Source organism: Streptomyces sp. NPDC043896, assembly GCF_056435605.1.
Map to the genome: position 1 here is coordinate 14,046 of NZ_JBWKEE010000037.1, position 16,323 is coordinate 30,368.

Here is a 16,323-nt window from a genome sequence, read left to right on the forward strand (position 1 = left end):
CGGTGAAGGGGCCGGTCCCGGAGCTCGATGCTCCGGGACCGGCCCCTTCCTCGTCCTCCGTCGTGCGCGGTGGCCGGCCGTGTCGCCTAGGCCGCCGCGAGCGGGCGGTGCGGAGCGATGATCTGGCCGTCCGGCAGCAGCTCACCGGTGTCCTCGAAGAGCAGGACGCCGTTGCACAGCAGGCTCCAGCCCTGTTCCGGGTGGTTGGCCACCGGGCGCGCGGCCTCCCGGTCGGCGGATTCTGATGACGGGCAGGCGGGCTGGTGCTGGCACATGGATGGATTCTTTCGCTGCGGTGTGGTCTGTTCGCTACGGCTCGATGCGTGATTCATGGCCGTCCCCCTGGGTCGTCCCCGCGCCTGCGGGGAGGATGTCCTCAGTGTTCCCCCAGGACGGCTGCTTCGCAGGTATTTCCCGGCAGCTGTCCTCTTGGATTGAGGACGCATCACCCGTGCGGGCGGTTCAGGCCTGCCACCCCGTCATTTCGGGTGGTTCGCATTGACCCGAGCGGACTAGGCCGAATGAGCCACTCGGGTCAAGCAGCGGGTGCCGCGAGCGTGGGCGGTACCGGTGGGGCGGCCGGGGTCAGCCGGCGGGTCATGACGGGCAGCAGCTCCGAGACGGGGTACGGCCGGAAGGGTGCGATCCCGGGCGGGGCGGGAGCCAGGGGGACCAGCAGGTCGGAGGCGGCGGGGAGGCCGGCGGCGGCGTCGGCGCCGACCGCCCCGTGCAGCCACAGGGTCAGCATGTACAGCTCGGGCACGGACAGCAGCCGGGGCTGGTAGCTCTTGCCGAGCGACTCCGCCTGGCGCAGGGCCCGTTCGGTGGCGGCGACGTAGGGGCCCTCGAAGAAGTGGGAGAAGGCCCAGCCGTCCGGGGTGAGACGGGTGTCGGCCGCCGCGACGAAGCGGTCGCCGCTGCGGATCAGGAAACGCCAGCCGGTGAGCCGGGTGCGGGGCGGGCGGCCGTCGGCCGTGCGGCCGGACATGCCGAGCCGGTCGAGCACGTGGACCGGGAGCGGGAGTTCGGCGGTCATCGGTCCCTGGAACGCACGCAGGGCCGGGGTGTGTGCCTCGTGGACGGCGGTGGGAGAACCGAGTGCCGCGAGAACGCTGCGCAGGGCGGGCGCGGGGGCCGGGGGAACATGCAGCGGCATGGTGGGTCGCCTCTCACTTGGGAGACCTGTGGTGCAGGGGAAAGTGCGGACGGCGCTGTCGCATTCTGGGGTCAGAGGTGGGCTTTGGGGCAATGGCCGCGCGCCAACTCTCTGCCTCGTTTGCGGAGTTTATACGACATGTGTTCACACAGTGTTTCGGCTAGCCGTCCCGCCCATTGCCGGCAAGGCGCCTTCCGGTCCCGCTGTCATGGTATTCATGCCGGTTGCGCGCGGACATGCCGCGCTGACCTCGGAGGTTACCCGAAGGGCGCTCGGCTGGAAAGCTTCGGTAATACGGAATCGGCAAAGGCAATGGGGAAATTGCGTCCGGTGGGTTGCCAGGCGAATGTGCCGGAGCGCCCATCGAGCCATACCGGCGCGCGCTCCCCGCCAAGCCCCCGGCCCGGGCGTTATCGATCATGGCGCCTGGGCATCATCGACCGTGACGCGCGCCCGGACGGACCGGGCGAGGCCCACTCGAGGAGGGACGCTTCGATGGGGGAGAAGGTCGTGGCAGGCGGATTCGACCTGTCCGATCGGCATCGGTATCGGAGGAAGCTTCACGAGTGCCTGGAGGGGCTGGAGCGGCTTCTGGCGGAGAAGAGGTTCGACCGTCCCAAGAACATGATGGGGCTGGAGATCGAGCTGAATCTCGCGGGTGCCGACGGTTTGCCGCGCATGGTGAATGCGCAGGTACTGGAGCGGATTGCGAGTCCTGATTTCCAGACCGAACTCGGAATGTTCAACCTGGAGGTGAACGTACTCCCGCACCGGCTCGACGGCCGGGTATTCGACCAGCTCGCCGAGGAACTGAGCGCGGGCCTGAACTACGCCCACCGGCAGGCCGTGGAGATCGACGCGGGCGTGGTGATGATCGGGATCCTGCCCACCATCTCCCGTGCGGACCTGGCCCTGGCCAACCTCTCGGCGGTGGACCGCTACTCCCTGCTGAACGAGCAGATCCTGATGATGCGCGGCGAGGACTTCCGGCTCGACATCGACGGGGTCGAGCGGCTCACCTGGAGCACCGGCTCGATCGTGCCGGAAGCCGCCTGCACCTCCGTACAGCTGCACCTCCAGGTCACCCCGGCGCGGTTCTCCGACGTGTGGAACGCGGCTCAGGCGGTGACCGCCGTGCAGATAGCGGTGGGGGCCAACTCGCCGTTCCTGTTCGGGCGTGAGCTGTGGCGGGAGTCGCGGCCGCCGCTGTTCACCCAGGCCACCGACACCCGGCCGCCGGAGCTCCAGGCCCAGGGGGTGCGGCCGCGGACCTGGTTCGGGGAGCGGTGGGTGGACTCGGCGTACGAGCTCTTCGCCGAGAACGTCCGCTTCTTCCCCTCCCTGCTGCCGATCTGCGACGAGGAGGAGCCGCTGCGGGTGCTCGCCGAGGGAGGCGTGCCGAGCCTTCAGGAGCTGGTGCTGCACAACGGCACGGTCTACCGGTGGAACCGGCCCGTGTACGGGGTCGCCGACGGGGTCCCGCACCTGAGGGTGGAGAACCGGGTGCTGCCCGCCGGCCCCACCGTGGCCGACGTCGTCGCCAACGCCGCCTTCTACTACGGGCTCGTGCGCACCCTCGCGGACGAGCCGCGCCCGGTGTGGACCCGGATGTCCTTCGCGGAGGCCGAGGCCAACTTCGACGCGGCCTGCCGGTACGGGATCGACGCGCGGATCCGCTGGCCCCGCAAGGGCCGGGCCGGGGGGCTGGTGAGCGTGCCCGCGGTGCGGCTGGTGCTGGACGAGCTGCTGCCGATGGCCGCGGCCGGGCTGGACGCCTGGGGCATCGAACCCGCCGACCGGGACCTGTACCTGGGCATCATCGAGGAGCGGTGCCGGCGCCGGGTGAACGGGGCGACCTGGCAGGTGGACACGTACCACCGCGCGCTCGCGGGCGGACTGGAACGCGATGCCGCCCTGGCGGCCACCACCCGGCGCTACAGCGAGCTGATGCACAAGGGCGACCCCGTGCACACCTGGCCCGTGGGCCTGGAGGAGCAGGAGGTGGACGTCAGGACCGCGGCCCGGCGCTGAGCGGCGGTCCGGGACCCGGCTCCGGGGTCCCGGAGCCGCCGGCGGCCCGCGGGCCTTCCCGTCGGTCCCTTGCCACTGATCCCTTCCCGCCGCCGAGGAGGCAGTATGGGGTGGTGGTCGGAACGGGACGGGAGTCAGGCGTGCGGGTCGAGCCGGAGCCGGTGGTCGTGGAACTGCGCGAGGACGGGCGTCGCATCCTGCGCACCGAGACCCTGCTCGTGCTCGCCCTGTCGCTGGGCGCGAGCGGGGTCTCCGCGCTGATCAGCTTCATCGGCTCGCTCACCAAGCCGGGCGGGCTCAAGGACCAGGCCGCCACGCTCAACGGCTCCTACGCCCCCGGGCGGCCCTGGCTCGACCTCGCCTGGCAGCTCTTCGGGATCGCGACGGCCCTGGTGCCCGTACTGCTGGTCGCGCACCTGCTCACCCGCGAGGGCGCGCCCGGGCTCAGGGTGCTGGGATTCGACCGCACCCGGCCCGGTTCGGACCTGGCCCGGGGCCTGTTCGTGGCCGCCGGCATCGGCAGCGCCGGACTCGCCTTCTACCTGGCGGCCAGGGCCACCGGCTTCAACCTGACGGTGGTGCCGGAGGCCCTGCCCGACGTGTGGTGGAAGTTCCCGGTGCTGATCCTCTCCGCGGTGCAGAACTCCGTGGTGGAGGAGGTCATCGTGCTGGCGTACCTGCTGCGCCGGCTCGGCCGGCTGGGCTGGTCGCCGACGGCCGCGCTGCTCGCCAGCTCCGTGCTGCGCGGCTCGTACCACCTCTACCAGGGGATCGGCGGCTTCATCGGCAACGTGGTGATGGGCGTCGTCTTCGTCCTTGCCTACCGGCGCTGGGGCCGGGTCGGCCCCCTGGTCGTCGCGCACGCCCTGCTCGACATCGTCGCCTTCGGCGGGTACGCGCTGCTCGCGGGCAAGGTCGGCTGGCTGCCCACTCCGTAGCGTCTACGGGGCGGTGAGCAGCTCGCCGTCGACGACCGTGACGGCGCGGCCGGTCAGGAGCGTACGGTCGCCCGTGAGCCGGACTCGGACCAGGCCGCGGCGGGCCCCGCCCTGCAGGCCGGTCAGCTCGGTGCGGCCCAGGCGCGCCGCCCAGAAGGGGGCGAGGGCGGTGTGGGCGCTGCCCGTCACGGGGTCCTCGTCGATGCCGACGGCGGGGAAGAAGCCGCGGGACACGAAGTCGTAGCCGCGCGAGGGGTCCTCGGCGGGCGCGGTGACGACCACCCCGCGCCGCGCGTAGGCGCGCAGGGCCGCGTGATCGGGCGCGAGTTCCCGTACGGTCCGCTCGTCGGCCAGCTCGACCAGCAGGTCGCCGATGTGCCCGGCGGTGTCGTGGACGGTCTTGGGCTCGGCGCCCAGTGCCCGGCTCACCTCGGGGTCCGGGTCGGCCGGGGTCAGCGACGAGGTCGGGAAGTCCATGGTGACCGTGCCGTCCTCGGCCACCTCGGCCGTGAGGATCCCGCAGCGCGCGGTGAAGCGGATCAGGCCCCGGGCGAGGCCGGCGGCGGCGATGACGTGAGCGGTGGCGAGGGTGGCGTGGCCGCACATGTCGACCTCGGCGGCCGGGGTGAACCAGCGCAGCGCCCAGTCGGCCTCGCCGCCGGGCGGCAGCGGGTGGGCGAAGGCGGTTTCGGAGAGGTTCATCTCGGCGGCGACCTGCTGGAGCCAGGCGTCCGGGGGGAAGCCCTCGTCGAGGAGCAGGACTCCGGCGGGGTTCCCCTGGAAGGGGCGGTCGGTGAAGGCGTCGACGATTCGGATGCGCATGGGACCGACCGTAGGGGCGCGCCTCGATCACGGACAAATGCCAATTCGGGGTGACTGGCCTGTTCGCCGACCTGGTGAGTCGTCGACTGTCGGCGATAGTTTCCGATATATCGTTGACGCATCGCGATGGATCAGCGATAGTGAAGAAGTCGAAACGACGACTGGCATGACGGACATGGCAGCGATGACGAAAGGAGCGCAGTGATGCGTTCACACCGACACCACGACCACGGACACGACCACGGACGGGGTCACGGCCACTGCGGGCCGGACCGTCGCGAGGAGTTCAGGGGGCTGCGCGCCGCCTTCGGCCCGTTCGGGCCGCCCTTCGGGGGCGGGCCCTTCGGCGGGCGGGGCGGACGTGGCGGACCGCGCGGACGCGCCCGCCGGGGCGACGTGCGCGCGTCGATCCTGGCGCTGCTCGCCGACCGGCCGATGCACGGCTACGAGATGATCCAGGAGATCGGCGAGCGCAGCGGCGGGGCGTGGAAGCCGAGCCCGGGCTCGGTCTACCCGACCCTGCAGCTGCTCGAGGACGAGGGGCTGATCAGCAGCGCGAGCGAGGGCGGCAAGAAGCTGTTCACGCTCACCGACACCGGCCGCACCGAGGCCGAGTCGGGCCCGGACGCCCCCTGGGCGGACGCCGGGCGAGGCTTCGACTTCGAGGCGATGCACGAGGTCCGTGCCGCCGGCGTCGGCCTGATGGAGGCCTTCGGGCAGGTCTTCAAGACCGGCTCGCCCGAGCAGCGGGAGAAGGCCCTCGCGGTGATCAACGACGCCCGCAAGAAGCTCTACCTGATCCTGGCCGACGAGCACTGATCGGGACGTCTCCCGGCCGGTACGGACGCGTACCCGCCGGGAGGCGAGACGGCGCGGCCCCCGAGGGCCCCCGCGGGGCGCGCTCGTCGTGCTCCGGTGCGGGACAGGGGTGGGGCAGGAGACGAGGACAGCCCAATTGCGACAAGAATCGTTCAGCGCGGCTGTCGCCGAGTCCTTGAGCTTGCCCGCCATCAACGAGACGGCGGCGCCCGTGAACTCCCCGTCGATGCGGACCTTCGTGGCCCCGCCGTCGGCGGTCAGGGTGTAGCGGGTGAGCACCGCGACGCCCATCGGGCCCTTGCCGGTGATGGCGAGGACGTGCTGCTCCTCAAGCTCCGAGACCGTCCACAGGACCTCCGCCGGGAAGCCCATCATCTTCATGTTCTCGCTGAACGTGGACCCGACCGCCAGGGTCTCGGGGCCGCCCCTGGGGAAGTCGGTGTGGGTCATGCTCCACTGCCCGTACGCGTCCCAGTCGGTCAGCTGGGCCCAGAGCTTCGCGGCGGGCGCCTCGATGCGTGATTCCGCGGTGACTTCAGCCATGCGTCCACCCCTTCTCGTCGGGTACGTGCGGCGGAAGGTAGCCCCGGCGGGCGGAACACACAAGACTGACGGCCTGTCAGATGCGGGGTTCCCGGCCCGACTGGATCTCGGGTGTGTCTCAGTGTGTCTCAACAGGTGTCTCGCGGATGACGCTCCTGTCCGACCCTGCCATGATGGCCCGATGCAAGCGTCAGGGAAGAACGCCGGACTGGGCCTCGCCCTCGTTTCGGCATGCGCGTTCGGTGGTTCCGGTGTTGCGGCCAAGCCGCTGATCGAGGCGGGTCTGGACCCGCTCCACATGGTGTGGCTCAGGGTGGCCGGGGCGGCCTTGGTGCTGTCCCCGCTGGCCTGGCGGCACCGCGCCCTCGTGCGCCGCCGGCCCCTGCTGCTGGCCGGCTTCGGACTGGTCGCCGTCGCCGGGGTGCAGGCCTTCTACTTCGCCTCCCTGTCGCGGATCCCGGTCGGCGTGGCCCTGCTGCTGGAATACCTGGGCCCCGCCCTGCTCCTCGGCTACATACGCTTCGTGCAGCGCAAGCCGGTGACCCGCGCGGCCGCGGCCGGGGCGGCGGTGGCCGTCGTGGGGCTGGCCTGCGTGGTCGAGATCTGGGCCGGGCTGCGCCTGGACGTCTTCGGGGTGCTGCTCGGGCTCGCGGCCGCCTGCTGCCAGGCCTTCTACTTCGTCCTCGCGGACCAGGGCGCCGACGGGGAGGACGCGCCGGACCCGATGGGAGTGATCGCGCACGGCATGATCATCGGTGCCCTGGTGATGACCGTCATCGCTCGGCCCTGGCAGATGGACTGGCAGGTGCTCGGAGGGGATGCCGCCATGGGCGGCACGCAGGTCCCGGCGCCGGTGCTGCTGGGCTGGGTGGTGCTGGTCGCCACCGTGTTCGCGTACCTGACCGGTGTCGTCTCGGTGCGCAGGCTCTCGCCGCAGGTCGCCGGAGTGGTGGCCTGCCTGGAGGCGGTCGTCGCGACCGTACTGGCCTGGGTGCTGCTCGGCGAGCAGCTCTCGGGGCCGCAGGTCCTGGGCGGAGCGCTGGTGCTCGGCGGGGCCTTCATCGCGCAGTCCTCGCGGCCGGCGCCCGTGGTCGCGCAGGAGGCGCCGCTGCCCGTGCAGGACCGGGAGCCGACGAGCGCGTAGGGGAGTCGGGGGAGCAGGGGTCCGGGCGGGGCGGGCTCGGACCCCGGCCGGGCCCGTGGCGGTGGTGCGGATTCCGGTTGGGGCTGGTCCGGGCGGCGGGCCGGGCGTAGGGTGCTGACCATGCCTTCGACCGTGCTTTCCGCCGTCCTTCCGCCGCCCGCCGCCTAGCGCGGGCGGCTGCCAGCAGAACAAGAGACCCGCCCGGGGAGTTCCCGGGCCGGTGCGCGCTGCCCGCGAAGCGATGACCTCATGTCCTCGTCCTTCACGCATGCGCGGAGAAAACACGTGTCGAACCAAACGCCCGCCGCCGGGCGCAGTCTGCTGTACCTCGTCGTCGCCGGAGCCGCCTGGGGCACCGCCGGGGCGGCCGCCTCGCTCCTCTTCCTGGCCTCCGGCCTCGGCCCGCTCGCCCTGACCTTCTGGCGGTGCGCCGGCGGGCTGGCGGTGCTGCTCGGAGTGCTCGCCGTACGGCGCCGGCCCGCGCGGGCGGCCGTGCGCCCGGGACGCCCGGCGCGGCCGTCGGCGGCTTCGCTGATCGCGACCGGGCTGATGTTCACCCTGTTCCAGGCCGCGTACTTCGGGGCCGTGCGGGAGACCGGCCTGGCGGTCGGCACCGTGGTCACCCTCGGGGCGGGGCCCGTGCTGATCGCGCTGGGCGGCCGGTACTGGATGGGCGAACGGCTGGGGCGGGGCGGGGCGGCCGCCGTCGTCGGCGCCCTCGCGGGGTTGGCCGTACTGGTGCTGGGCTCCGGGGGCGGTGAAGTGCGGCCGCTCGGGGTCGGCTGGGCGCTGCTGTCGGCCGCCGGGTACGCGGGGATGACGCTGCGGGCACGGTGGCTCGGGCGGCGCGGGACGGGCGGGGACCCGCTGGTCACCACCGCGTGGTCGGTGGCGGTGGGCGCGGTGTGCCTGCTGCCGCTCGCGGCGGTTGAGGGGCTGCTGCCGCACACGGCCGAGCCGGTGCGGGTGTTCTGGCTGCTGGCCTACGTCGCGGTGGTGCCGACGGCGCTGGCGTACGTCCTGTACTTCACGGGGGCGGCCGCGGTGCGGGCCGCCACGGTGTCGGTGGTCATGCTGATCGAGCCGGTCAGCGCGGCGGTGATCGCCGTCGCGGTGCTCGGGGAGCGGCTGACGGGGGCCGTGGTGCTGGGCACCGTACTGCTGCTGGCGGCGGTCGGGGCGCTGATCGCGGCCGAGGCGCGCCGGCCGGCCGGCGGGACGCGCGGCGGGGCCGGGGGCGGGCCCGGCGAGCGGCCCGCCCCGGAGGCTCAGAGCGCGCTGACGTAGCCGGGGACGGCGATGCCGGGGGCCAGGTCCGCGGCGGGGACCGGGGCGCCGTAGGCCGGGGCCACCGGGACCACGCCCGCCCAGTGGGGCAGGCCCAGGTCTCCGGCGTCGTCGTTCGGGCCGCCCGTACGGACCTTCGCGGAGACCTCGTCGAGGTCGAGGCGGATCACCGCGGTGGCCGCGAGCTCCTTGGCGCTGGCGGGGCGGGAGTCCGCGGAGCGGCCGGGGACGACCTGGTCGACCAGGGCGTCCAGCGCGATCCGGCACTCCTCCTCGTCCGTGACCTGGTAGGCGGTGCCGTGCACGACCACCGAGCGGTAGTTCATCGAGTGGTGGAAGGCGGACCGGGCCAGCACCAGGCCGTCCACGTGCGTCACCGTCAGGCAGACCTGAAGGCCCGGGTCGGCCTTCCCGGCGGCCAGGAGCGGGCGCGAGCCGGTGGAGCCGTGCACGTAGAGGGTCTCGCCCACCCGGCCGTAGAGGGTGGGCAGGACCACCGGCGCGCCGTCGCGGACGAACCCGAGGTGGCACAGGTAGGCCTGGTCGAGTATCGAGTGCACCGTCTCGCGGTCGTAGCGGGCCCGCTGGCGGGCGCGGCTGGGGACGGTGCGCTCGGTGGGTTCGTAGCCGGCGGGGGTCGTGGAGGAGGCGGGGGCCGGGGCGGTGGCGCTCATGGTGCGGACTCCATTGCACTAGTGCATAATGTAGTTTGTGCTAGGAGAGTATCTGATCAGTGGGCGCCGCGCATCCGAAATCGCGGCCAGTGTCGAAGCGGGCGTCGGTTCGGGCGCACTCGCCCCGGGAGCGCTGCTGCCGCCGATGCGCGAGCTCGCGGCCGCGCTCGGGGTGAACCCCAACACCGTGGCCGCCGCCTACCGGACCCTGCGCGAGCGCGGGGTCATCGAGACCGACGGGCGGCGCGGCAGCCGGGTGCGGGCGCGCCCCGCCACGGCGCCGCGCGACGTGCTGCGGATGCCGGTCCCGGCCGGCGTGCGCGACGTCGCCCAGGGCAACCCCGACGTGACGCTGCTGCCGCCGCTGGACGGGGCACTGGCCGCCGCCGCCCGGCGGTACGCCGAGGCCCCGACCCTGTACGGGGAGGACCCGGTGCTGCCGGACCTCGCCCGGCTCGCCCGGGCCGGCTTCGAGGCCGACGGGGTCCCGGCCGGCGCACTGGCGGTGACCTCGGGGGCGCTGGACGGCATCGAGCGGGTGCTGGCCGCCCATCTGCGCGCCGGGGACGCGGTGGCGGTGGAGGACCCGGGCTGGGGAAGCGTGCTCGACCTGGCCCCCGCGCTCGGCCTGCGGGTGGTCCCGGTGGCCGTCGACGACGAGGGGCCGGTGCCGGAGGCGGTGGCCCGGGCGCTGGCGGAGGGGGCGCGGGCCCTGGTGGTGACGGCCCGCGCGCAGAACCCGACCGGCGCGGCGGTCTCCCCCGCCCGGGCGGAGGCGCTCCGGGAACTGCTGGCAGGGCGGCCCGAGGTGCTCCTCATCGAGGACGACCACGGCCACGGGATCGTCGACCTGCCGCTGTGCCCGCTGGGCGGGGTGACCCGGCACTGGGCGCTGCTCCGCTCGACGGCGAAGGCGTACGGCCCCGACCTGCGGCTCGCGGTGCTCACGGGCGACGCGGTGACGATGGACCGGGTCCGGGGCCGGCAGCGGCTGGGCCCCGGCTGGGTGAGCCGGCTGCTCCAGTACGCGGTGGTGGAGCTGTGGACCTCCGGCGCCGTGGACCGGCGCGCCGTCGCGCGCTCGTACGGGCTGCGGCGGGACGGGCTGGTCGCCGCACTGGCGGAGCGCGGGGTACGGGCGCACGGGCGGAGCGGGATGAACGTGTGGGTGCCGGTCGCCGACGAGACGGCGGCGGTCACCCGGCTGCTGGCGTCCGGCTGGGCGGTGCGCCCGGGCGCCGGCTACCGGGTCCAGGCGGGCCCCGGCGTACGCCTCACCGTCTCCGGCCTGGCCCTGCGGGACGTCCCGGCCCTGGCCGACGCGGTGGCCGCGGCGGTCCGCCCGACGGCCGGGGGCCGCTTCGACTAGGGGGTGCTGCGAAAGTCCTGTGCGGTGCCGGCGGTGTCCGGTGAGGCGGGAGTGCGTGCCGGGCGCCGTGGGCATCGTGCAGGACTTTCGCAACACCCCCTGGGGCCTGTCATCGGTCCTCGTCGCCCGTGGGGCGGACGGCGGTTCGACGACATGCCCTGGGGGTGTCCTGGCCCCCGCGCCGGGCGCGGACCGGCCCCCGCCGTGGGGTGCGGCGGGGGCCGGGTGGGTCAGGCCGTCTTGCCGGGGGTCGGCCGGGACTGGGTGAGGGCCGCGCCCGCGAGGACGATCGCCGCGCCGAGCGGGGTGTTCCAGTGCAGCTGCTCGCCCAGGACCAGGACGCCGGCGGTGGTGGCGATCACCGGGATGAAGTACGTGACCATCTGCGCGGTGGTCGGCCCGATCTCCGACACCAGCCCGTACTGCATCTGCAGGGCCATCCCCGTACCCAGGGCGCCCAGCGCGACCACCGCGAGCGTCGGCCACAGCGGGAAGCCGGCCGGGGCCGAGGTGAAGAGCGCACTGACGGCGGCCAGCTGGACGGTGGAGACCAGGAGCTGCGCCCCGGTGAGCGCCACCGGGGAGCCGGGGGTGCCGGCCAGGGTGCGGCGGACGTAGATCCAGCCGATGGGGTAGGAGAGCGAGGCCAGCAGGGCCAGCGCGGTGCCCTTGGCGTCGATCCCCGCGAACCCCTGCCACGCGCCGAGCACCGTCAGGACGCCCAGGAAGCCGATGCCCAGCCCCGCGAAGCGGCGCCGCGTCGGGCGGTCCTCCGACAGGGCCACCAGCGACAGCGCCATGCCCCACAGCGGGGAGGTGGCGTTGCAGATGCCCGCGAGGCTGGAGGGGATGGTCTGCTCGGCGTAGGCGAACAGCGAGAACGGGACGGTGTTCAGCAGGAGCGCCGCCACCGCGAGGTGCCCCCAGGTGCGACGGCCGCGGGGCAGTCGCTCACGGCGTACCGCCAGGACCGCCAGCAGGGCCAGCGCGCCGAAGAACACCCGGCCGAGGGCGACCTGGAAGGGTGCGAACGCCTCGGTGCCCACCTTGATCAGGAGGAAGCTGAAGCCCCACACCACCGAGAGGAGGGCGAACCGCAGGCGCCAGTCCAGGCGGGCGGTCCGGGCGGTGCCCCGGAGGACCGGCGTCCGTGCGGGGGAGTGGGAGGCGGGGCGGGAGGTGGTCGGTGCGCTCATGCGGCTCACTCTGCTGCGCATGACCTCGTAGGACAAGCGAGATTTCCTTGGCGGGACGGCGTAGCATCGCTTACATGTTGAACCTGGAACGCCTGCGCACCCTCGACGCCCTCGCCCGCCACGGCTCGGTCAGCGGCGCGGCCGGCGGCCTCCATGTGACCACATCGGCGGTCTCCCAGCAGATGGCCAAGCTCGAACGGGAGGTCGGCCAGCCCCTGCTGACCAAGAACGGGCGCGGGGTCCGGCTCACCGACGCCGGACGGCTGCTCGCCGACCACGCGGCCCGGATCATCTCCCAGGTCGAGCTCGCGCAGGCCGACGTGGAGGCCCAGCGGGGCTGCGCGGTGGGGGAGTTGCGGATCGGCGCCTTCCCCACGGCCATGCGCGGGCTGCTGCCCCGCACCCTCACCACCCTGCGGGCGGGCCACCCCGAACTGCGGGCCCTGGTACGGGAGCGGGAGCCCGAGGAGAGCATGGCGGCCGTCGTGCGCGGTGACCTCGACATGGCCCTGGCCATCGACTGGCACAACAAGCGGATGCCGGTGCCGGCCGAGCTGACCCGCGCCCACCTGCTCGACGACGCCGCCGACATCGCGGTCCCGGCGGGCCACCCGATGGCGGGCCGCACCGAGATCTCCCTCGGGGACTTCGCGGACGACGACTGGATCTCCTGGAACGAGGGGCAGTTCTGCCACGAGTGGCTGGTGTTCACCCTGCGCGGCATCGGGGTCGAGCCGCGCATCGCGCACATCGCCGAGGAGCACCACACCCAGCTGGCCTTCGTCGAGGCCGGGCTGGGCGTGTGCGTGGCGCCCCGGCTGGGCCGCGGGCCCGTGCCGCCGGGGGTCCGGCTGCTGCCGGTGGCCGGCACCGTACGCCGCCACGTGTACGCGGTCTGGCGGACGGACGCCGGCCGCAGGCCCTCCATCCGGGCCGCCGTCGACGCCCTCAAGGAGGCGGCCGCGGCGGTGTAGGGCGGCGGCCCCGCCCCACGTCCGCCGGACGCGGTCCGCGTCCGGACGTCAGATCTTGCGGAAGTCCCAGGACACCACCGAGTCCGGGGTCAGCCGGATCCAGGCGTGGCGGCCGTCGTGCGGCATCTCCGCGATCCCGAAGTTCTTGACCGGGAAGATCCGCTCCGGCTCCGCCAGCTCCGGGCAGGGCTCGCCGGTGCGCGGCGCCTCGCCGACGAAGACCGCGCGGCCGGACAGCTCGACCCCGCGCAACTCCCCGTACTCCTCACCGGCGTCCACCACCACCGAGATCCGGGGGTCGGCCCGCAGGTCGGACCAGCGGCGGCTGCGCGTGATCGAGTACAGCCACAGCGAGGTGCCGTCCCAGGCGAACCACAGGGCGCCGACGTGCGGGCGCCCGTCCGGGGAGACCGTGGCCACCCGGCACGTGCGCCGTTCCCGCAGGAAGGCGTCCACCTCCTCGTCGCTCATCATGATGCGCCGGCCCCGCCGCTGCGCCGTCCGCGCGTCCGTCCCGTCCATCCGCCCCGCACCCCTTCACATCTGACTATGTGTCAGGAATCATGCGGGCTCTTCCGTCGCCGCACCAGGGGGAGTCATGCCGGAACTCGATCCAGCCACCACCGCGCTGCTCACCGTCGAGTGCCAGAACGGCGTCGTGGGCGAGAACAGCGCCCTGCCCGAACTGGCCGAGGAGGCCCGCGGCTCCGGGATGCTCGACCGGGTGGCGGCGCTGGCCGACGCCGCGCGCGGGGCCGGAGTGCAGGTGGTGCACGCGGTCGCCGAGCGGCGGCCCGACGGGCTCGGGGCCGGCACCAACGCGCGGCTCTTCCGGGCCGCGGGCAAGCTCCCCGTACGGCAGCTGACCGGCAGCGAGGCCGTGCGGGTCGCCGCCCCCATCACCGTGGACGGGCGGGACCTGGTGGTCCGCCGGCTGCACGGGCTCTCCCCGATGGCCGGCACCGACCTGGACGCCCTGCTGCGCAACCTCGGCGTCCGGACCCTCGTCGTCACCGGGGTCTCCTCGAACATCGCGATCCCGAACACCGTCTTCGACGCCGTGAACCTCGGCTACGAGGTCGTGGTCCCGGCCGACGCCATCGCCGGGGTGCCCGCCTCCTGCACCGCCGAGGTGATCCGCAACTCCCTCGCGCTGGTGGCGTCCATCACCACGGCCGAAGCGCTGCGAATGCAGTGGGCTCCGTCGCGCTGACCCCCGTAACCTGGGCGGATGCTGTCCGAAGTGATCGCGACCCGCTACGTCACGCCCTTGCGTGAGGGCGGCTCGCTCCCGGGGATCGTCGAGGCCGACGACCTCGGGACCTACGTCATGAAATTCACCGGAGCCGGCCAGGGCCGCAAGACCCTGGTCGCCGAAGTGGTCTGCGGGCGCCTCGCCCAGCGGCTGGGTCTGAGGGTCCCGCGGCTGGTGCAGATGCAGCTCGACCCCGTCATCGGGCTCGCCGAGCCCGACCAGGAGGTCCAGGAGCTGCTGAAGGCAAGTGGCGGGCTCAACCTCGGCATGGACTACCTGCCCGGCTCCATCGGCTTCGACCCCCTCGCGTACCGGGCCGACCCGGTCGAGGCGGGGCGCGTCGTCTGGTTCGACGCGCTGATCAACAACGTCGACCGGTCCTGGCGCAACCCGAACATGCTGGTCTGGCACGGGGACCTGTGGCTCATCGACCACGGCGCCACCATGATCTGGCACCACAACTGGCCCACCGCCCAGGCCGCCGCCGCCAAGCCCTACAACGCCTCCGACCACGTCCTCGCCCCCGTCGGCCCGGACGTCGCGGCGGCCGCCGCCGAGCTGGCCCCGCTGGTGACCGAGGAACTGCTGACCGAGGTCACCGCCGACGTCCCCGACGAGTGGCTGGCCGACGAGCCGGGCTTCGACTCCGCCGACGCGGTGCGCCGCGCCTACGTGGCGGCGCTGCTGCCGCGCGCGGCCGTGATCCACGAGAGGATCACCATGGAGGCCGAGGTCAGGCAGCAGTCCGGTCCGCCGGGCTGGCTCGCCGAGCGGCTCCCTCCCCAGTCGGACAAGAACAAGCAGAAGAGCGGCGACGAGTGACCAAGCGGGACGTGTTCGAATACGCGCTGGTGCGCGTGGTGCCCCGGATGGAGCGCGGTGAGTGCTTCAACGCCGGTGTCATCGTCTACTGCCGGGCGCACTCCTACGTCGCCGCCCGCATCCACCTCGACGAGGCGAAGCTCCTCGCGCTGGACCCCTCGGCCGACGTGGCCGGCGTACGGGCGGCCCTGCGCGGGGTGGAGGGGCTGTGCGAGGGCGGTGAGCGGGCCGGACAGGCGGCGGGCGACGACGCGGGGCGCAGGTTCCGCTGGCTGATCGCCCCCCGCAGCACGGTGGTGCAGCCCGGGCCGGTGCACACCGGTCTCACGGCCGATCCCGCCGCGGAGGTGGAACGCCTGCTGGACCTGCTGGTCCGCTGATTTCCGGGCGGGGCCGCGCCGTTGCCGCCGGGGGCCGTTGACACGGGGTGTCAGGGCTCCTAGCGTCTCCTCAGCTGAAGCTACTAAGCGGTTGCTCACCTCCGGGCGGCCGTCTCTCAAGGGCGAGGAGAACCAGCATGTCCACCACCGAGCAGCGCGTCGCCATCGTGACCGGGGCGGCCCGGGGCATCGGCGCGGCCACCGCCATCCGGCTGGCGGCCGAAGGTCGGGCGGTCGCCGTACTCGACCTCGACGAGGCGGCCTGCAAGGACACCGTCGAGGCGATCACGGCGGCCGGCGGCCGGGCCCTGGCGGGCGGCTGCGACGTCTCCGACGCCGCCCAGGTGGAGGCGGCCGTCGAGCGGGTCGCGAGCACGCTCGGCGCCCCGACGGTCCTCGTCAACAACGCGGGCGTGCTGCGCGACAACCTGCTCTTCAAGATGAGCGACACCGACTGGGACACCGTCATGAACGTGCACCTGCGCGGCGCGTTCCTGATGGCGAGGGCCTGTCAGAAGTACATGGTGGAGGCCAAGTTCGGCCGCATCGTGAACCTCTCCAGCAGCTCGGCGCTCGGCAACCGGGGCCAGGCCAACTACGCCGCCGCCAAGGCCGGTCTCCAGGGCTTCACCAAGACCCTGGCGATCGAGCTCGGCAAGTTCGGAGTCACCGCCAACGCGGTCGCCCCCGGCTTCATCGTCACCGAGATGACCGCGCAGACCGCGGCCCGCGTCGGCATGGGCTTCGAGGAGTTCCAGCTGGCCGCCGCCTCCCAGATCCCCGTGCAGCGCGTGGGCCGTCCGGACGACATCGCGGGCGCCATCGCCTTCTTCACCGGCGAGGAGGCCGGCTTCGTCTCCGGCCAGGTCCTGTACGTGGCCGGCGGCCCGCTCAACTGACGTTCCACGAGAGG

General features: G+C 73.5%; 17 protein-coding genes and 1 pseudogene. 11 read left to right on the forward strand and 7 right to left on the reverse strand.

Annotated elements, in window-relative coordinates:
• Positions 1 to 86: 86 nt before the first annotated feature.
• Both AC069X_RS35240 and AC069X_RS35245 read right to left on the reverse strand, forming a co-directional pair.
• Positions 87 to 275 (reverse strand): DUF5999 family protein, encoded by a 189-nt coding sequence (locus AC069X_RS35240; RefSeq protein WP_007262885.1) that lies wholly within the window; start codon positions 273 to 275, stop codon positions 87 to 89.
• Between the two features lie 260 nt (positions 276 to 535).
• The gene (locus AC069X_RS35245) at positions 536 to 1,156 is read right to left on the reverse strand and encodes a hypothetical protein (protein WP_478735292.1); all 621 of its coding nucleotides are present in this window, start codon (positions 1,154 to 1,156) and stop codon (positions 536 to 538) included.
• Between the two features lie 495 nt (positions 1,157 to 1,651).
• On the opposite strand from AC069X_RS35245, the gene AC069X_RS35250 reads away from it, so the two are divergent.
• Positions 1,652 to 3,187 (forward strand): glutamate-cysteine ligase family protein, encoded by a 1,536-nt coding sequence (locus AC069X_RS35250; protein WP_478735294.1) that lies wholly within the window; start codon positions 1,652 to 1,654, stop codon positions 3,185 to 3,187.
• 140 nt (positions 3,188 to 3,327) lie between these two features.
• On the forward strand, positions 3,328 to 4,125 hold the full coding sequence (locus AC069X_RS35255; protein ID WP_478735296.1) for a CPBP family intramembrane glutamic endopeptidase: 798 nt from the start codon (positions 3,328 to 3,330) through the stop codon (positions 4,123 to 4,125).
• Between the two features lie 3 nt (positions 4,126 to 4,128).
• Here the strand turns inward: AC069X_RS35255 and AC069X_RS35260 are convergent, their stop codons facing one another.
• Positions 4,129 to 4,947: a PhzF family phenazine biosynthesis protein gene (locus tag AC069X_RS35260; RefSeq protein ID WP_478735298.1), complete on the reverse strand. Its 819-nt coding sequence runs from the start codon at positions 4,945 to 4,947 to the stop codon at positions 4,129 to 4,131.
• A gap of 204 nt (positions 4,948 to 5,151) precedes the next feature.
• Between AC069X_RS35260 and AC069X_RS35265 the strand changes: the two genes are divergently transcribed.
• Positions 5,152 to 5,766: a PadR family transcriptional regulator gene (locus AC069X_RS35265; RefSeq protein WP_478735300.1), complete on the forward strand. Its 615-nt coding sequence runs from the start codon at positions 5,152 to 5,154 to the stop codon at positions 5,764 to 5,766.
• 117 nt (positions 5,767 to 5,883) lie between these two features.
• Here the strand turns inward: AC069X_RS35265 and AC069X_RS35270 are convergent.
• Positions 5,884 to 6,309, reverse strand: a pseudogene (locus AC069X_RS35270) (type II toxin-antitoxin system Rv0910 family toxin); the annotation flags it as partial.
• A gap of 181 nt (positions 6,310 to 6,490) precedes the next feature.
• Here AC069X_RS35270 and AC069X_RS35275 point away from each other — a divergent pair.
• On the forward strand, positions 6,491 to 7,453 hold the full coding sequence (locus AC069X_RS35275) for an EamA family transporter (RefSeq protein WP_478735302.1): 963 nt from the start codon (positions 6,491 to 6,493) through the stop codon (positions 7,451 to 7,453).
• 285 nt (positions 7,454 to 7,738) lie between these two features.
• Positions 7,739 to 8,740 carry a DMT family transporter gene (locus AC069X_RS35280; protein ID WP_478735304.1) on the forward strand — a complete coding sequence of 334 codons (1,002 nt, stop codon included), beginning with the start codon at positions 7,739 to 7,741 and terminating at the stop codon, positions 8,738 to 8,740.
• Here the strand turns inward: AC069X_RS35280 and AC069X_RS35285 are convergent.
• A complete protein-coding gene (locus tag AC069X_RS35285; protein WP_478735306.1) occupies positions 8,722 to 9,414 on the reverse strand; it encodes a pyridoxamine 5'-phosphate oxidase family protein in 693 nt (230 codons plus the stop codon). The genes AC069X_RS35280 and AC069X_RS35285 overlap by 19 nt on opposite strands.
• A gap of 37 nt (positions 9,415 to 9,451) precedes the next feature.
• Between AC069X_RS35285 and AC069X_RS35290 the strand changes: the two genes are divergently transcribed.
• Positions 9,452 to 10,783 (forward strand): aminotransferase class I/II-fold pyridoxal phosphate-dependent enzyme, encoded by a 1,332-nt coding sequence (locus tag AC069X_RS35290; RefSeq protein ID WP_478735308.1) that lies wholly within the window; start codon positions 9,452 to 9,454, stop codon positions 10,781 to 10,783.
• Between the two features lie 230 nt (positions 10,784 to 11,013).
• Here AC069X_RS35290 and AC069X_RS35295 read toward each other — a convergent pair whose 3' ends face one another.
• Positions 11,014 to 12,015, reverse strand: a complete 1,002-nt coding sequence (locus AC069X_RS35295) for a DMT family transporter (RefSeq protein ID WP_478735310.1) — start codon at positions 12,013 to 12,015, stop codon at positions 11,014 to 11,016.
• Positions 12,016 to 12,053: 38 nt separating this feature from the next.
• Between AC069X_RS35295 and AC069X_RS35300 the strand changes: the two genes are divergently transcribed.
• A complete protein-coding gene (locus AC069X_RS35300) occupies positions 12,054 to 12,953 on the forward strand; it encodes a LysR family transcriptional regulator (RefSeq protein WP_478735312.1) in 900 nt (299 codons plus the stop codon).
• A 48-nt stretch (positions 12,954 to 13,001) separates the two neighbouring features.
• Here the strand turns inward: AC069X_RS35300 and AC069X_RS35305 are convergent, their stop codons facing one another.
• Positions 13,002 to 13,475 carry a pyridoxamine 5'-phosphate oxidase family protein gene (locus AC069X_RS35305; protein WP_478735314.1) on the reverse strand — a complete coding sequence of 158 codons (474 nt, stop codon included), beginning with the start codon at positions 13,473 to 13,475 and terminating at the stop codon, positions 13,002 to 13,004.
• 76 nt (positions 13,476 to 13,551) lie between these two features.
• On the opposite strand from AC069X_RS35305, the gene AC069X_RS35310 reads away from it, so the two are divergent.
• The 4 genes from AC069X_RS35310 (at position 13,552) to fabG (ending at position 16,309) form a co-directional block, all read left to right on the forward strand.
• Positions 13,552 to 14,166 carry a cysteine hydrolase family protein gene (locus AC069X_RS35310; RefSeq protein WP_478735316.1) on the forward strand — a complete coding sequence of 205 codons (615 nt, stop codon included), beginning with the start codon at positions 13,552 to 13,554 and terminating at the stop codon, positions 14,164 to 14,166.
• A gap of 18 nt (positions 14,167 to 14,184) precedes the next feature.
• The gene (locus AC069X_RS35315) at positions 14,185 to 15,030 is read left to right on the forward strand and encodes a HipA family kinase (protein WP_478735318.1); all 846 of its coding nucleotides are present in this window, start codon (positions 14,185 to 14,187) and stop codon (positions 15,028 to 15,030) included.
• Positions 15,027 to 15,410, forward strand: a complete 384-nt coding sequence (locus AC069X_RS35320) for a DUF3037 domain-containing protein (protein WP_478735320.1) — start codon at positions 15,027 to 15,029, stop codon at positions 15,408 to 15,410. Before AC069X_RS35315 ends, AC069X_RS35320 begins: the two co-directional genes overlap by 4 nt.
• 137 nt (positions 15,411 to 15,547) lie before the next feature.
• Complete coding sequence (gene fabG, locus AC069X_RS35325) at positions 15,548 to 16,309, forward strand: 3-oxoacyl-ACP reductase FabG (RefSeq protein ID WP_478735322.1); 762 nt, start codon at positions 15,548 to 15,550, stop codon at positions 16,307 to 16,309.
• The last annotated feature ends 14 nt before the right edge of the window (positions 16,310 to 16,323 follow it).

Coding starts and splice junctions, on each gene's coding strand:
- AC069X_RS35240 (WP_007262885.1), bottom strand. CDS start 275: ATGTGCCAGCACCAGCCCGCCTGCCCGTCATCAGAATCCGCCGACCGG.
- AC069X_RS35245 (WP_478735292.1), bottom strand. CDS start 1,156: ATGCCGCTGCATGTTCCCCCGGCCCCCGCGCCCGCCCTGCGCAGCGTT.
- AC069X_RS35250 (WP_478735294.1), top strand. CDS start 1,652: ATGGGGGAGAAGGTCGTGGCAGGCGGATTCGACCTGTCCGATCGGCAT.
- AC069X_RS35260 (WP_478735298.1), bottom strand. CDS start 4,947: ATGCGCATCCGAATCGTCGACGCCTTCACCGACCGCCCCTTCCAGGGG.
- AC069X_RS35265 (WP_478735300.1), top strand. CDS start 5,152: ATGCGTTCACACCGACACCACGACCACGGACACGACCACGGACGGGGT.
- AC069X_RS35275 (WP_478735302.1), top strand. CDS start 6,491: ATGCAAGCGTCAGGGAAGAACGCCGGACTGGGCCTCGCCCTCGTTTCG.
- AC069X_RS35285 (WP_478735306.1), bottom strand. CDS start 9,414: ATGAGCGCCACCGCCCCGGCCCCCGCCTCCTCCACGACCCCCGCCGGC.
- AC069X_RS35300 (WP_478735312.1), top strand. CDS start 12,054: ATGTTGAACCTGGAACGCCTGCGCACCCTCGACGCCCTCGCCCGCCAC.
- AC069X_RS35305 (WP_478735314.1), bottom strand. CDS start 13,475: ATGGACGGGACGGACGCGCGGACGGCGCAGCGGCGGGGCCGGCGCATC.
- AC069X_RS35310 (WP_478735316.1), top strand. CDS start 13,552: ATGCCGGAACTCGATCCAGCCACCACCGCGCTGCTCACCGTCGAGTGC.
- AC069X_RS35315 (WP_478735318.1), top strand. CDS start 14,185: ATGCTGTCCGAAGTGATCGCGACCCGCTACGTCACGCCCTTGCGTGAG.
- fabG (WP_478735322.1), top strand. CDS start 15,548: ATGTCCACCACCGAGCAGCGCGTCGCCATCGTGACCGGGGCGGCCCGG.